Annotated in this window: 18 protein-coding genes; 15 read left to right on the top strand and 3 right to left on the bottom strand. The window is 50.9% G+C overall.

Translation table 11 applies throughout. The annotated features are described in order from the left end of the window. Positions 1–73: 73 nt before the first annotated feature. Together C8D82_RS11530 and C8D82_RS11525 are read left to right on the top strand one after the other, a co-directional pair. On the top strand, positions 74–655 hold the full coding sequence (locus tag C8D82_RS11530) for a helix-turn-helix domain-containing protein (RefSeq protein WP_116884439.1): 582 nt from the start codon (positions 74–76) through the stop codon (positions 653–655). Between the two features lie 13 nt (positions 656–668). Continuing rightward, positions 669–1550: a CehA/McbA family metallohydrolase gene (locus tag C8D82_RS11525; protein WP_116884438.1), complete on the top strand. Its 882-nt coding sequence runs from the start codon at positions 669–671 to the stop codon at positions 1548–1550. Positions 1551–1740: 190 nt separating this feature from the next. On the opposite strand, the gene C8D82_RS11520 is transcribed toward C8D82_RS11525, so the two are convergent. Both C8D82_RS11520 and C8D82_RS11515 read right to left on the bottom strand, forming a co-directional pair. After that, the gene (locus C8D82_RS11520; protein ID WP_116884437.1) at positions 1741–2316 is read right to left on the bottom strand and encodes a hypothetical protein; all 576 of its coding nucleotides are present in this window, start codon (positions 2314–2316) and stop codon (positions 1741–1743) included. 80 nt (positions 2317–2396) lie between these two features. Then, positions 2397–3191, bottom strand: coding sequence for an HAD family hydrolase (locus C8D82_RS11515; RefSeq protein ID WP_207776126.1), 795 nt, complete (start codon positions 3189–3191; stop codon positions 2397–2399). 149 nt (positions 3192–3340) lie between these two features. Here C8D82_RS11515 and C8D82_RS11510 point away from each other — a divergent pair, with 149 nt between their 5' ends. From C8D82_RS11510 to C8D82_RS11460, 11 genes are all read left to right on the top strand, one after another. Beyond that, entirely contained in the window at positions 3341–3799 is a 459-nt protein-coding gene (locus C8D82_RS11510) for a MarR family winged helix-turn-helix transcriptional regulator (protein WP_116884435.1), read from the top strand. Beyond that, on the top strand, positions 3793–5253 hold the full coding sequence (locus tag C8D82_RS11505; protein WP_116884434.1) for an MATE family efflux transporter: 1461 nt from the start codon (positions 3793–3795) through the stop codon (positions 5251–5253). The genes C8D82_RS11510 and C8D82_RS11505 overlap by 7 nt, the downstream gene beginning before the upstream one ends. Positions 5254–5946: 693 nt before the next feature. Then, positions 5947–7611: a hypothetical protein gene (locus C8D82_RS20695; protein ID WP_133245169.1), complete on the top strand. Its 1665-nt coding sequence runs from the start codon at positions 5947–5949 to the stop codon at positions 7609–7611. 174 nt (positions 7612–7785) lie between these two features. Continuing rightward, entirely contained in the window at positions 7786–8970 is a 1185-nt protein-coding gene (locus C8D82_RS11490) for an ATP-binding protein (RefSeq protein ID WP_116884431.1), read from the top strand. A 270-nt stretch (positions 8971–9240) separates the two neighbouring features. Next, entirely contained in the window at positions 9241–10086 is an 846-nt protein-coding gene (locus C8D82_RS21590) for a hypothetical protein (RefSeq protein WP_207776125.1), read from the top strand. Further along, positions 10083–10736 carry a tyrosine-type recombinase/integrase gene (locus C8D82_RS11480; RefSeq protein ID WP_207776124.1) on the top strand — a complete coding sequence of 218 codons (654 nt, stop codon included), beginning with the start codon at positions 10083–10085 and terminating at the stop codon, positions 10734–10736. The genes C8D82_RS21590 and C8D82_RS11480 overlap by 4 nt, the downstream gene beginning before the upstream one ends. Positions 10737–10816: 80 nt before the next feature. Next, the gene (locus C8D82_RS11475; protein ID WP_116884428.1) at positions 10817–11977 is read left to right on the top strand and encodes an ATP-binding protein; all 1161 of its coding nucleotides are present in this window, start codon (positions 10817–10819) and stop codon (positions 11975–11977) included. Positions 11978–12026: 49 nt separating this feature from the next. Continuing rightward, positions 12027–12329, top strand: a complete 303-nt coding sequence (locus C8D82_RS11470; protein WP_116884427.1) for a helix-turn-helix domain-containing protein — start codon at positions 12027–12029, stop codon at positions 12327–12329. 460 nt (positions 12330–12789) lie between these two features. Further along, positions 12790–13230 carry a hypothetical protein gene (locus C8D82_RS20690; RefSeq protein WP_147835477.1) on the top strand — a complete coding sequence of 147 codons (441 nt, stop codon included), beginning with the start codon at positions 12790–12792 and terminating at the stop codon, positions 13228–13230. Positions 13231–13498: 268 nt separating this feature from the next. Continuing rightward, positions 13499–14119, top strand: coding sequence for an RNA polymerase sigma factor (locus C8D82_RS11465; protein ID WP_165833033.1), 621 nt, complete (start codon positions 13499–13501; stop codon positions 14117–14119). Next, a complete protein-coding gene (locus C8D82_RS11460; RefSeq protein WP_116884425.1) occupies positions 14109–14651 on the top strand; it encodes a serine/threonine protein kinase in 543 nt (180 codons plus the stop codon). Before C8D82_RS11465 ends, C8D82_RS11460 begins: the two co-directional genes overlap by 11 nt. On the opposite strand, the gene C8D82_RS20685 is transcribed toward C8D82_RS11460, so the two are convergent. Beyond that, complete coding sequence (locus tag C8D82_RS20685) at positions 14632–14889, bottom strand: hypothetical protein (protein ID WP_133245167.1); 258 nt, start codon at positions 14887–14889, stop codon at positions 14632–14634. The two genes, C8D82_RS11460 and C8D82_RS20685, sit on opposite strands and share 20 nt — an antisense overlap. 69 nt (positions 14890–14958) lie before the next feature. Here C8D82_RS20685 and C8D82_RS20680 point away from each other — a divergent pair, with 69 nt between their 5' ends. Then, positions 14959–15147 carry a hypothetical protein gene (locus C8D82_RS20680; RefSeq protein WP_133245166.1) on the top strand — a complete coding sequence of 63 codons (189 nt, stop codon included), beginning with the start codon at positions 14959–14961 and terminating at the stop codon, positions 15145–15147. 28 nt (positions 15148–15175) lie between these two features. Further along, positions 15176–15610, top strand: a complete 435-nt coding sequence (locus C8D82_RS11455) for a hypothetical protein (protein WP_133245165.1) — start codon at positions 15176–15178, stop codon at positions 15608–15610. Positions 15611–15651 lie beyond the last annotated feature (41 nt).

The raw sequence follows: 15651 nt of genomic DNA, 5'->3' as shown, positions 1-15651 counted from the left end.
AATTTCCATCTTGTATTTTTACAATAATTCAATATAATATATAACAAAGAACCTGTAAAGGAGCTCCGAAACCATGCGTGAACAACTGATCGCCCTCGGCACCCGGATCAAGATGGCCCGGAAAGAGCGGAAGATGACGCTGCAGACCCTGGCCGACCGGACCGGACTGACCGCCGGGCTGCTTTCCAAGATCGAAAATTTCCGGACGATTCCGTCGCTGCCGGTGCTAGTGGACATCGCCGCCGCACTGGAAACCGATCTTGCGGAATTCTTCCGAGACATGACGCTCGGCAGCAAGGCACGCTGGCTGCTCGTCCGCCCGGAAGAACAGAAAACGGTCGAACGCGAGGAGGGGCGTCATCTGCACTACCGGATGATCTTCGAAACCTCGCTTTCCGCCGTGAATATGCAGATGATGTACGTGACCATTCCGTGCGGCAGCGGAGGCGAACCGGTCTCCACCGAAGGCGACGAGCTGCTGTACATCCTCGACGGCCGTTTTCGCTACCGGCTCGGCGACGAAGTCGTGGAACTCACCCCCGGCGACGCGCTTTACTTCGACGGGACGCTGCCGCACGTGCCGGAAAACGACTCCGGCGCACCGGGAACCTTGATCGCCTTCTACTTCGTGCGCGAAACGGAAAACCAACGGTAAGGATTTCATCATCATGGATTTCTACGGACGCCGACTGCACAGCTACAAAGCCAATCTGCACACCCACTCCACCCTTTCCGACGGCGAATTTCCGCCGCAGGAGGTGATCCGGCTCTACCGGGAACACGGCTACAGTGTGCTGGCCTTCACCGACCACCGCAAAACCAATCCGGTTTCCGGCTACGACGGCGGCGGACTCACGCTGCTCTCCGGCATCGAACTGCATCCGAATGGGCCGCGCGGTATCCGGTGGCATCTGCTGGCGCTCGGCGTGCCGGAAAGTTTTCCGGGCGAATTCGAATCCGGTCAACAGGCGGTGGATGCGGTCAACGCCGCCGGAGGCATCGTCTTCGCCGCCCATCCCTACTGGTGCGGGTTCACCTCCGCCGAGGTCATGACCCTGTCCGGCGTCTGCGGCACCGAAGTCTACAACACCAGCACCCGCTACATCGGCAAGGCGTACAATATGCAGCTGTGGGATGAAATTCTCGATGCCGGGAAACGTTGCACGGCGCTGGCAGTGGACGATATGCACCGCACCAGCGACCTGTTCCGGGGCTGGACGATGATCTGCGCCGAAAACAATACTCCGCAGGCGTTGCTGGCCGCATTGAAAGCGGGCGATTTCTACGCCTCGCAGGGGCCAGAATTTCACCGTTTAAGTTACAAGGACGGTATTTTTGAGGCGGAATTCACTCCGTGTGCGGAAGCGATCCTGTTGACCTCCCAAGCCCGCGGTTACTGCGGCCGGGTTCCCGATTCCCCCGGCACCGAAACCACCTCGCTCCGGGTCGACCTGCGCGACCGTCCGCCGCAGCGCTATCTGCGCTGTCAGCTCCGCGACCGGGACGGCAACTATGCCTGGAGCATGCCCCTGTATTTCATGAACAAGTGAGGCTTATTGGATTTTCACAGCCCGATTGCCGTTTCGCATACGATCCGGCATATCAGCTCTTATCGTTCGCTCCGCCGGTACCAACACACTTCCCGCCGCCGTGCTTTCAGCAGCTCTATCGGTCAGCCCGGGTCGTCTTTGAGCACATTCGTATGGTTGCGGAAATAACGCAGTCGCCAACCTGACAGGTTCAGGAGAGCTTGCGGCCGGAAGCCTTGTCCACCTGGTAGAGCATCCGGTCCGCCACTTCGAAATCGAAGCCGTCGCCAGTCAGCTCGCGCAATGCCTCCAGATAACGGAAATAGCAGTCGCAGACCCGGTCGAGAAACGCCGGCGTCAGCTTGGCCGGCGGGTCGGGATACTCCTCCTCGCTCCCCAGCACCACATGGAAATTGCGACGGTTCATGGTCTGGAACACCGCCGGATTGATGAAGCGCAGAATCGCCGTCGCCATCGTCAGCCCCACATTGCGGCACTGCAAAAGCTTTTTCAGCGTCGGCGCGGCTTTACGGGCGTCGGCGCGTTTCAACCCGGCGATCCTGCCCAGCTCGGCGAACAGCGCGTCGTCAATCTGCGGATAGCGGTTCAACTCCCAGAGCACGATCTCATACAGCTTCTCCCGGCTCCAGCTCTCCGGATGTTCCGGCAGATTGAATGCGTCGATTTTCGCGGTCAGGCCGCTGTTGTATTTCGGAATATGCGCGCACCAGTCGTTGAAGTCGCGATACTCCGGCGGCAGATAGCGGTTCAATTCTTTGCGGTCCATGCGATCTCCTCCTTTTCGTTCGCCCCCCGTCTCCTTTATCTATAGCAGGAATTGCGGAAAAGTCAAATCGCCGCAAAGAATCAAAGCTCCGGGAAAAACTCCCGGATTTTTTCCAGCACGCCGTTTTCGTCGTTGGATTTCGCCTCGAAACGGCAGACCGCTTTCAGTCCGGGATGGGCGTTCGCCATCGCATAGCTGTAATCGCATACGCGCATCATGCCGCAATCGTTCAGGTAATCTCCGAACGCCATGCACTCGGCCGGAGCGATCCCGAACTGCCGCTGCAATGCCTCGATCGCCACGCCCTTGTCCACGCCCGGATTCATCAGGTCCACCCAGCGGCTGCCGGAGAGGATCACCATGAAACCGTCCCGGAACCGTTCCAACCGCACATAACAGTTGCTCTCCGCGTCGACCGCATCGAACACCGCGACCTTGCAGATTTTGTCCTGCTTTGCCGCCTCCAGAATATCCGGCACGATTTCGAGCCGCTCGTAGTAGCGGCAGGCGTTTTCGAGAAAAAACGGATCGCGGCTTTCGGCATAAGCGGATTTGAGGCCGCAGAAAACCGGCTCAGCCCCCCTGATCGCCCGGATCGCCCGGAGCGGTTCCACCAGCCGGTCGAATCCGATCTCGCTGCAATAAACGTTCCGGTGATTCTCAAACACGATCGCGCCGTTTTCGCAGATGAAGGTCACTTCATCGCGCACCGGCTCGAACAGCTTCAGCAAATTGTAATACTGCCTCCCGCTCGACACCGCGAAACGCACGCCACGACGCTTCAACTCACGAACCACCGGGAACAGCCCCGGCGGCAACCGGTGCGAGCTGTCCAGCAGCGTTCCATCCATATCGACTGCAATCAATCTGATCACGGCAAACTCCTCCTCTGTCGGAATGTGATCTATTAAGATACTCCGTTTCCGCCGAAATTTCCACAGAAACCTGTTTCGCCCCATTGAATTTTATTGAATCCATACTATATTACGCTTCCAAAACAAAACAATTAAATTATGGAAATGATATGAATCTCGAACCATTCTTCACCATGCACGCGCTGGTCGAAGAACTGCGGCGGCAGTGCGTGATCGATTACTGGGAGCAACGCCAGTCGGATGATCCGCTCGGGCAATTCGGCCCGCGTCAGCTCAATCAACTGATCGTGATCATGAACCACCAGCCCTGTGCGCTGCAGGATGTGATGCACCACACCGGGCTTTCGGCTCCGGCCGCTTCCGCGGCAGTGGACAAACTGGTCCGGGCCGGCATCGTCCACCGGGAGCTCAATCCGGAAAACCGCCGCAGCATCCGGCTCACCGTCGATCCGGAAATCCGCAAATCGCTCGACGAAATCGACCGGAATTTCCGCAGCCGGGTCGAGCAGCTGTTTCAAGCGGCAACTCCGGCGGAACTCGCCGCAATCGAAACGGTCGGCACCTTTCTCTCCACACTCCGCAGGCCGAAAGGGCATAAATCATGCTGAAAAAAGACAATGCCGCCTACACCCGCGGTTCCATCGAGGGAACCATGCTCAAAACCGGCTTCGCGATGCTGGCCGGAACTCTGGCGATGTCCGGCTACAACATCGCCGACACCTATTTCGTCGGGCAGCTGGGCAAGTCGCCGCTTGCCGCGATGGGGTTCACCTTCCCGGTCATCATGCTGATCGGCTGCCTGTTCCACGGCCTCGCCTCCGGCGTGATGACCACTTCGGCCCAGGCGCTCGGCGGCGGGCGCAAATCCAAGGCGGCCAAGCTGGTCACCTCCGGCGTACTGCTGATCTTCGCGATCTCCCTCGTGCTTGCGCTGCTCGGCATGAGCACGACCGGCTGGATCTTCGAAAAATTCGGTGCGACCGGCGAAACCCTCGAACAGGTCAAGGGCTATATGAACATCTGGTATTTCGGCTGTGCGACCGCCTCGCTGTCGATGACCGGCAACGACCTGCTGATCGCCGCCGGCGACTCCAAGGTGGCCAGCGGCATGATGATCGTCGGCATGATCATCAACGTGGTTTTCGACCCGCTGTTCATCTTCGGCTGGGGACCGGTTCCGGCGATGGGCATCCGGGGAGCGGCGCTGGCGACCATCGGCTCGCAGCTCGTCGCGACGATCGCGGTGCTGACGATCCTTTACAGGCGCCACGGCCTGCTCCGCTTCGAGCGGATTCCGTGGAAACGGCTTAAAAGCTCATGGAAGCTGATCATCCGGTTCGCCGTCCCCGCCTCCATCGGCATGCTGATGATGCCGATCGGTTCGGCGATCATCACGCGGATCACCGCCGCCTTCGGCGACACCGCCGTCGCCGCGACCGCCGCGGCCGGACGGCTTGAAATGGTCGCTTTCATCTTCCCGATGGCGCTCGGCATTCCGCTACTTTCCATGGTCGGCCAGAACTACGGCGCCCGGCTCTACAGCCGCATCCGCGTCTGCCGCCGTTTTTCGATGCGCTTCGCGTTCCTGTTTTTGCTGGCGATGGCGGTGATCTACTTCTTCACGGCCCCGGTGCTGGTGCGCTTCTTCTCGCCGGACCGCGATGTGCAGAAGATCATGACGCTCTGCATGTACATTATTCCATGGGGATTCGGCATGATCGAAATCCACCGCTACTCGGGATTCTTCTTCACCGGCTGCGGCCGTCCCGCCGTGGCGGCGTGGCTGAACGCGCTGCGCATTCTCGGGCTGATGATTCCGCTGTCGCTGCTGGCGCTCTATCTGCATTCGCTCGAAGCGCTCTTCGCCGCCCGGCTGATCGCCGACGTTCTTGCCGGAGGAATCGGCTTCTGGCTCGCCCGCCGCATGACCCGACAGCTTCCGGAAGACGGCATGCCCCCGCCGGTCTACGCTCCGGTCTCCTGGAGCCGCTTCCTGCCGAACCGCCTCCAGGCCTTCGCCGCCGCCCAGGCCCACGTGGACAGCGCCAGCGACACGCAATAACGCGGAAATCCGGCGATTTTTTTGATTTTTCCGTTTTCTTCATGCAAGAAATCCCTTTCCGGCAGTGTATCACACTGCAAAGCGAAAGGGATTTTCTTTTACCGTGAAACAGCAAAAGGAGAAAGATGGACGGTCGGAAATGTCGCAGGCGGGAAAATAAATTTTCACTCATTGACCTGCCAATAGCGGAAAAAATGAACTTCTGGAACAAAGACCTCAATAACAACAAGATATATGCAGGTATTGTAAAACAACTCTGATTCATTGCCCCGCCTTCGCCGAAACAGCAGGACGTTGTAAAAAAAAGAGAAATGCAGTATCAGTTGAATTTGCATTGACGAATTTCTGAAGTACATTACAGGAGTTTTACCTTATATGGAAAGGAAGTAAACCAAAGCAAATTAAGAAATAAATTCTACAACTGAATACAGACGTCCCATCTGAACTACCACTTTACCAACAGCGTCTTGCAGAAAAACGGCTTGTCAGTATGCCATTATTTGGCATATCCTGATGATGTTTTTCTGCTCGCTGTGGTATGATAAAATTAAGGCTTTCCAAAAGATGGAAATATGTTATGCCAATGAATTAGCAGAAAAGCTGGAAATTCCATTGCTAATCCACAATGGGAAAACACGTTTGACGCAATTTGTAAGAAATAGAATTTTGAAAAATAATACAAGAGAATAGTAAATGCAGGTAGGAACATTACATTATCGCTGTGGTTTTTTTGTCCGTCCTTCAAGGAAAAATCAACAGATCAATTTGTGGCAAGAGCTTTTAAACCAAGTTCGTTCTTGGGCTGCATATCAACCTAGAGCTCATAGACTGCCGATTAATGGCATGTATGATAAGTGGTTTGAGAATGGAGGAAGCGAACACTTTGGTCCATTTTTTATTAAAACTGCTTATGCAGAAGAGTATGAACGGAAAAATCGAGTTTGGGCGTTATTACATGAACAACCCGATCGGGATTATCCTTTCCGAAAATGGTATACATATATTGGTTTATTTGAAAATCAATCTGCCGATATTTTCTTTCAAGTACAAACGACCTATAATATTGATGCAAATTATTTAGGCGAAATGCCCCCAACGCCAGTCCCCACAACTCCCAATATCGTAAAACGTATTTTGACTTCTTCAACCATGATCAGCTATTCTGGTAACGCTGAATTTTCTGGTAATGCAACACTTTTACACTTGGGTGATGGCGATCGGTTTCGTTCCCATTTGGACGACTTAGCTCGTAGCTGTCCGGTTATACTAATAACGCCAGTGAAAGAATCAGGAAATTACTTGGTTGATCCAGAAAAGTTAGCCAAACGTCTTCAGGGAGCAGCTCAAGTATTCGTACTTCCTCCTAAAAATAATGATATTCTTGATGAATTTAGAGTGATGCTCGGTCGAAAGCTTTTCACATATGATGGTGCTGTTCGCTTATATCTGCAAGGCGTAGACAATAACTCCCCAACCGCCTCGTTCCGCCATCGTTTTGTTACAGGCAAAAAGCTGTTGCAACTAGGACAGGAAGATGCCGAAAAACTATTTGCAGATGCTGTATTAAGAAAAAACCTAAGCTATCATAGTAACTACCCGCTTTCACCAGATGAAGTAATTTCATTTTTCAGAAAGCAACGAATTATTGAACTGAAAAATCGAAAGAAGGGTGAAGCATCTTCTATTGATGAAATTCAACAATTTAATGAAATGTTATGGAAGGACAATGATGATTTACAAAAGCGAGTTGATGAATTAGAGGGAAAGATTGGAGAACTGCAGGGAAAATGTGAGGAATATGAAGGTCAAGAATCACGTTTAAATTCTAAAATCGAAAATCTCCAACATCAATTGACGGAAAAGAAACAACATCATCCCCAAGTTACGGCTGATAAATGCTTCTATAATTATCCAAACTCGTTAGAAATGGCGTTACATTGGTTCCAAAAGCTTTTTCCCGGTCATATCGTTTTTACTGCTGATGCTATGGAAAATTTAGCTGATTCGACATTTAAGGATACGGAAACGTTTTGGAACACGCTTGTAACAATGCACACCTTTCTGTGGGATTGGTGTATCGCTGGCAAACGGCAAGGTAACATTGAGCAGGAATTTGAAAGGCTTTCCGGTAGAAGACTAGCAATGGCGGAATCTCAGGCCACTCAAAAACACAAGAAGCTCATGAATGGCCGAAAAATCAAATTTGAAGGCCATGATGTTGAGATAACCCCTCATATAAAATTGGATGATGACTCTACTCGGATATATTGGGGAGCTTGTATCGAAAAACAAGTTTTAGTTGTTGGTTTCTTCGGGCACATGGATACCGCAGGAACTCGGCGGCGAAGGAAGCGATAAATTCTAGTAAAATGACTTATCTATCGCAATAAATTTACTGAAAAGTAAAGTAAAGACCTGGATATGAATAGGTGTCTTTGGTTTTAGTACAGGCTTTGGCTGAAACAAATTTTCGATTTAACTTGAAATTTGTTCTTGTGGCGATATATTATTGTCGTCATGGAGGATAGGAATATGATCAAGAGAAAAATTCAAGGGGTATTGGCTGATCTAGCTACGAAGTTTCCGGTAATTACGATTACCGGACCGAGACAGGCAGGTAAAACAACTCTTGTTCAATTACAGTTTCCGGACTATAAGTATGTCAACCTTGAAGACCCGGATGTCCGCTTGCTTGCGGAAAGAGACTCCAAGGAGTTTCTGGAGCAATATTCTGCTCCGGTAATCATTGATGAAGTTCAGCGGGTTCCCAAACTTCTCAGTTATATTCAGGTGATTGTCGATCGGGACAAGAAGAAAAAAGGTCAATTCATTCTGACCGGCAGTCAGCAGCCGAATCTTCGAGCCGAGGTTTCGCAATCCTTGGCAGGACGGACGGCGATTCTGCAACTGCTTCCGCTTTCCATTCAGGAATTAACTGAGGCGGGCATTCAGATGGATCGGGATGAATATCTCTTCAAGGGATTCATGCCGGAACTCTACGATTCCAATATTGAACCGGAATTGCTGTACCGCAACTACTATATGACTTATATAGAACGAGATGCCAGGCAGTTAATCAATCTCCGCAACAGCTTGAATTTTGAGTTGTTCATCAAATTGCTGGCTGGTCGGGTCGGACAATTGGTCAACCTCAGCAGTTTATCCAATGATGTGGGCGTTTCCGTTTCGACGCTCTCCGAATGGCTCTCGGTATTGGAGGCAAGCCATATTGTGTTCCGGTTGCCGTGTTATTTCCAGAATTTCGGCAAGCGGTTGGTGAAAACTCCGAAACTTTATTTTACCGAAGTCGGCTTGGCTACCTACCTGCTTGGAATTAAGGATGTATCACAGGTGGCACGAGATCCGCTTCTCGGTGGATTATTCAAAAACATGGTGGTGGTCGAAGCCCTGAAAGCCCGATATAATGCGGGCAAAGAAGGAGAACTCTATTTTTATCGGGACAGCAAAGGTATGGAAATTGATCTGCTGCTCAATGAAAACCGGGAACTCCTGCCGATGGAAATCAAAGCCGCCCGGAGCTACAATCCTGATTTTACTGAAGCTATCACCAAGTTCCGCTCTCTAGTGCCGAATGCCAAACCCGGTGCAGTCATTTATTCCGGGGATTTGACTCCGACAATCAAGGAGACCCGTTTTGTCAATTTCACCGATACCGCTGACATCATTACAAAACAAGTTTTGACCAGCAAAAACTAATGTCAGTCTATTGTATGTCTATGATTTGGTGTTTGAGCGTAAACGGTGGTGGCGGATGGTATCTTTCGCAATTTCGGCATAAAAAGAGCCAAGCGGTGTAAACGCCTGGCTGATAAGATCAAATTGGAGCCAATAATCGGAATCGAACCGATGACCTATTCATACGAGTGAATTAGTTTTGAGCTTATTTTAATGTTTTGGGTTGCAAATAGGTTGCAATTGCACCAAAATTGGAATATCATTCCCACGTGTGCAAACGAGCGGAAACCAGTGAGAGCGAGGGAAGGTAACATAGGCAGACTCAAGGAAGGTAAACGGCGTGGAAACAATGCAGGCAGTGCCTATCTCTATCGCGGACGTTATGTTTTAATGTACATTGATCCAGTCAGCGGCAAGCGCAAAAAGAAAACCTTGACTGCCAAAGCCGATAAAGGTGTGGATCAAGCCATTACAGAAAAGTCGATAGCAGAGAAAGCCGCTGCCGAATTTCTCGCCGGAATCCCAAAGATTACCGCCATCGAATCCAAAGCTGAACTGATGGTGAAGGTAGCGGAGGCCAAAAAGATCATCAATCGGACCCGGCTCAGCCTTTCCGACATCTGGACTGCTTTTGAATCCAGCCCGGAACGCCCGGACAGTGGCCCCGGCACCCTGAAGAAGTACAAGATTTTCTGTGACCGATTCACTACGTGGCTGAAGAAGAACCGTCGTGCCGAAGATGCCAGCTGGATTGATGCGGACACCGCCGCTGCATTCATGGCCTACCTTTGGGGAACCGGGATTTTCGAGGCCACCTATAACAGCTATCGCCAAGCGCTGCAATTGATCTTCCGGATCGTGCTCAAAGAGGACGGCATGGAGAATCCTTTTGCCCGAATCTCCAAAAAGAGTGAGAATCCGCAGAGCCACCAAGATTTCACAGCCGAAGAAGTCAATCGGATTTTTCAGCAGCTCGCTCCGGCAAGTGGCTACAGGATGCTCCATTGCATCCGCAGCTTCGCCAGGCATTGCTCGAAGCCGAAGCCTGGCATAGCGAAAACAGTTACATCCTTCCTGAAATCGCCGAACGTTATCGGAAGAATCCCTCCGGAATCGGTAAGGATATCAGCAAATTGATCAATTCCATCGGGCTTGACGCTACCATCGCTGCTCCCGAGCATGTCCGTACCAAGAAACTCGGCAACGGCAAAGAGAAGGTGAAGCGGCGCATCTGCCAGTACGACACGCACTCTTTCCGTCACAGCTTCGTCAGCTTTTGCGCCAATGCCGGAGTCCCAATGGCGATCGTCCAAGAGATCGTCGGGCACGGCAGCCCGGCCATGACCCGGCACTACTACCACATGGATCAGCTTGCGGCACAACGTGCCATCAACACGCTTCCGGCCATTGGAAAAGAAGCCCCAAGTACACAGGTTGCCGCTTTACGGCGCAAACTGCATCAGTTCATCGACACAGCAGATCTGTCACAACTTCAGTGTTTGCAAGAACAATTGCTTTCTGAACATCAGTCTATCCCCGCCGATATCATCGAGGCGGAAGCACTTCCGGAGCCGGAAAATGCTCTTGCCATTACCCCGGAGCGTTTACAATATCTTCTCCCTGATTACACCATTGAGGCCATTGGTCAGGTTTTCGGTGTGACGGGTACAGCGCTCCGAAAACGGATGAAAAAATTCAACCTTTCCCGTCCGGCAAAACGAATTGTTTCAGGCGTGTTGTCCTCCGAGCAGATTACTGCTGCTCAATCCAAAATCAAACAAATATAAAATGCGACTTGAAATCCGCATAGAAAATGCTATTGTATTGCAGAAGAGGAAAATAACCATGCTTACCAAGGGGAAGTCCGATGATTCAGCGTGAAATACAACAACAACTGCTCAAGTTGGCCGCCATGTATCCGGTGGTCACGATTACCGGCCCCCGGCAGTCCGGCAAGACTACCCTTGCAAAGATGACGTTCCCGCAGCACCGGTACGTCAGTTTGGAGAATTTCGATATCCGGCAGATGGCCGAGGCCGACCCCAGGGGATTTCTGAAGAGCTACGCACCGCCGGTCATCTTCGATGAAATCCAGCGCGTCCCGAAGCTGTTGAGCTTCATTCAAACCGCAGTGGATGAAGACAAAAGCTATGGGCAGTATATCCTGACCGGCAGCCATCAACCGGCTTTGGGGGCCGGAGTTTCGCAGTCGTTGGCCGGGCGTACCGGCATTCTGCAACTGCTGCCGCTCTCCATTTCCGAGATGACTGCCTCCGGCATTACACTGGAGCGAGATCAGTACCTCTATTCCGGCTTCATGCCGCGTCTTTACGACACAACGCTTGATCCGAAGAACCTTTACCGCGATTACTTCTCGACCTATGTGGAGAAGGATGTGCGCCAGATGCTGAATATCAAGGACCTCAGCCAGTTTGAAACATTCGTGAAGCTGCTGGCGGGCCGGGTTGGACAACTGGTCAATATGGCTTCACTGGCGGGGGATGTGGGCGTATCGTCACAGACGCTCGCCCAGTGGCTTTCCGTACTGGAAGCCAGCTTTATCGTCTTTCAATTGCCGGGTTACTACGAGAACTTCGGCAAACGCCTGATCAAGAGCAAAAAACTCTACTTTACGGAAGTCGGTCTGGCGACATGGCTATTGGGCATCAACTCTCCTGAACAGGTTGCCCGTGATCCGCTGTTCGGCGGACTCTTTGAAAACATGGTAGTCATTGAGGCGCTGAAACAACGCTTCAACACGGGCGAGACGGCGGAATTGTATTTCATTCGGGATTCGCAGGGGCTGGAGGCCGACCTCCTGTTCCGCAAGAACAATCAAACGCTGATTCCGGTGGAGATCAAAGGCGGCATGACCTGGAACAAGGACTTCTGCAAAAACCTTCTGAAGTTCCGCAAGCTGTCGGAAAAATTCCAGCCCGGTTTCGTCATCTATTCCGGTGATCTGACGCCGGAAATCGATGGCATCAGATTCCTCAACTTCAAAGATACCGGAACAGCAGTAAAATGAGCCGCTCCCCGGGTCATAACTGGTCAAGTCGACAGCAACGGAGGGTGACATGCTCCTGACCCCGGAAGAGATCAAAGTGGTCAAAGACTTTTTGGCCCCAGCCGTGAAAAACGGCCTGCTTGACGGCAGACGCTTGAATGAACTTCTGAAACTGGCGGCTTCCGGTGGCGAAAGCCGACCGGAAGTGCCGGAGAAATTATATACTGTAAAGGAGGCTGCCGAACTACTCGGTTGCCATCCAAAATCAATCTTCCGTTACATTCGGGAAGGCTGGCTGGGTGTCATCAAAATCTCCGCACGCAGCACTCGTATTCCGAGAACAGCATTAGAGTTGTTCATTTCCGTGAAATAATCCGAAAACAGAGATGATTCCTGTAAATTCTCTTGAGGTTATATAAAATTATATTTATACAGTATTAAAAATAATTTCTCTCAAATATAAAAGTAATATTATTGCAACTATAAAAGGTAAAATTTGAATTATAATTATTTGATTATAAGCTATTATCATTGATATTTATGTATACCTGGCAATCTAAAAACAATACATTTGAGTCAACTTTCCATGGCATTTGACACACAAAAAAATCAGAAGAAAAACAGCCTGAAATTGACAATAGGAGCAATGACTCCGTTGTAAGATATTCGTACAGTCTTGCCCGGACTGGCGTTTTTCCGCTGAAGAGTGGGGAAAGTTACTAGCCGCATCGCCGCAGCTTCGGGACTATTGCGACTTCCAAACGTGGAACGCTTCTGCGTGGAACATTGTGCTGCAATCGGCTCCGCATTTGTTCCAAGAATGCCCCTGTGTTTTGGAATGGGGAACGCTGCAATGGAGCGAGTTGTTGGCCAAGCAGCCACAGCTTGCGGCCTACTGCCGCTGTTGGAAAAATTTCTCGATAAATGAATGGGCGGAATTGCTCTCGGTTCAGCCGCGCCTGATATCCTATTGTCCAAGTCCCAAACATCCGACAATACAGGCCGTTTTTCTGGTGGGTTCACCCGAATCAGCAGCCTATATCAAAGATTGGAGCTGTTTCTCCCTCTATGACTGGTTGCTCATGCTGCGAAACAGTTGCGATTTCGAACCTCATTGTAACTGCTGGGAACGCTTTCCAGTTTCCTACTGGTGGAACTTGTTGTTTCATCTGCCGGACTACATCGAGCGATGCCCGGTCATTAACCAATTCTCGGAAGATGACTGGCAATTGCTCTGCCGAAAGCATCCGGTGTTGAAGAAATACCGTTTCTAAACTACGTGCAAGGAAGCGTATTGCCCTCGTTGGCAATACGCTTCCTGCTTACCTAAAGCGAGCGATTCGAGAACCGTTTCTTCCTCGATTTCATGTCTGAATCGATGCCCCTGTACAGTGATACAGGGAGCCATTGAAACAGCGTAAAACGATCAGAAATCTGTGGAAATAACGGGAGATTTTTGCCCTTATTCCGACAAGTAGGAAACAAGGACTTGAAAACGGAATCCTTTGCGATATGTTAACCAATTCAAAACGGAGCAGCAGCTTGAAGTATCCAGAAACATCCCAAACCTTATTGGAAAAGATGACCGGGGGAGATGAAGTCTCCTGGGAGGAGTTTATTGCTCGCTATTCGGAAATCATTATTTCGCTCGGTCGCCTGAAAGGACTGACTGACACCGAATGTGACGACTTGCTCCAGGAGGTCATGTTCCGCTTCTTTCAGAACTCCAAAACCTTCGTGTTCGATCCGGGAATTGCCCGGTTTCGTACCTATTTCGGCAGGATCATTCACGGTAAAATCATCGATATTCTGCGGAAGCGTCCTCCGGTAAGCCAATCAGTGGAGACTCTTCCGGAAGATCCCGCAGATGCGGATGACGGCCCGGACGACATCTTGAATACCGCGTTATTGTACGAATGGCGCGCGTTGATCCTGCATGACGCCATGGAACTTCTCCGAAAGGAAGTGGAGCCGATTACCTACTGCGCCTTTGAACTCTACATGGTGCAGGAAATGCCGATCGATCAGGTCATCAGTCAACTCGGAATCACGAAGAATCAGGTTTATATCGCCCGTACCCGCTGCGTTCAGAAATTGAAACATATTATCGCTGAAATCAACGCAGCCGATCCGACTTTGGAGCTGCCGGAAAATGGAATATAAAACGGGCGATGTCATCGGCGCTTACCGGTTGCTGGAGCAATGCGGCAAGGGTTCTTTCGGTCAGGTATTCCTGGCGGAAAATCTCTTCTCCGGCCAGACGGTTGCCTTGAAGCTTCTGATGGGAACCGGAAAGGCGATGCAAAAAGAACTGGCCAGGCTGATCCGTTTCCGTTCCTGCCGTCACCCGAATCTGCTGCCGATCCTGCATATCGACAAAGTGGACAATCGGCTCTATTACACCGTGCCGCCGGCCGATAATCTCACTCCCGGAGAGGGATATTCCGCCGATACGCTGGCGCATCGGTTGAGTTCACGAGGGCCTTTACCGGCTTCGGAAGTTATGGCAATGACAGTGGAACTGCTTGCCGGATTGAAGGAGCTGCACCGACATAAGCTGATGCATCGAAACATCAAGCCGGATAATATTCTCTGGCTCAACCGACAGGCGGTACTGGCGGATGTCGGGTTGGTCAGGAATCACGCCGATGCCGGAGCCTGCGGTTCTCCCGGTTTCATGCCGGAGGATGTTTGAGGCCCGTTTTACAGGGCTTTTCCGACCATTTTCTCCCGTAATTTGCGGGACTTTTTCCATGCAATTCCGCTTCGACCGAGTTTCGCACCAGATCAAACGTTTCGTGAATACGAGCCTGCAACTGATCCGGGCTTAACCCGTCCGGCAGTTCCACTTCGACTGAAGCATGATAGCTCTGGCTGGAATATTCCTCTCCAGCCGGAACCTTTTTACTGTAACTGGCATTGAGCTTCAACATGACAAATCACCTTTTTCTTGTTTTTTGAGAAAATTCAATTATATTAGACACAGGAGCAGCAAACACACTATGGATATTCGAGAGCAGAAAATACGGCTTTGGCTGGCTAATCCACCGGTCATGAAATTTCCGGTGCCGCTCAATCTGCCCAAATTTTCAAAGAAGTCATTCCGCAATTATGAGGAAATGAATGCTTGGAAACGGGAATATCTGAAAGAAATTGCTGCTCAGGGGGGAGTGAAATGGAAGAACTTCTGAAGCGGTTGAATGCAGCCAATGTCCGTACGTGGTGATCGGCGGTCAGGCTATGCTTCAGGAAGGCATGCCTCGTTTCACGTTGGATTGGGACATTTTCATTCCTCCATTCGATCAGGAGAATTTCGCCAAGATCAATGCCGCGTTGGCCGATGATCTTGATATGGAATTGGAACCGCTTGATATTCAGGCCGGAGAAGGTTTTGTGCAGACCTTCCAGACTTCCGCCGGAATTATCCAGTTTCATCTGTCGCCACCGGGGCTTCCCAAGTTCTCCACAGTGGAAGAACGGGCAATTATCCACGACTTTCACGGTGTTCCGGTCAAATATCTATGCTTGGACGATCTGTTGCGTTCCAAACAAGCGGTAGCCCGCGATAAGGATTCCGATGATATTCTGTTTCTGACGATTAAGGGAACCTCTATCAATAGTTTTTTGAAAGGAATTCCGTTTATTCATGTCTGAAAATCTCCGAATGAGATTTTTCAGAGTTGCCATTTAGTTTT

The organism is Victivallis vadensis, assembly GCF_003096415.1.
Taxonomy (GTDB): Bacteria; Verrucomicrobiota; Lentisphaeria; order Victivallales; family Victivallaceae; genus Victivallis; species Victivallis vadensis.
The sequence above is the reverse complement of the archived record's forward strand: the minus strand, read 5'-3'. Positions and strand labels throughout refer to the sequence as shown.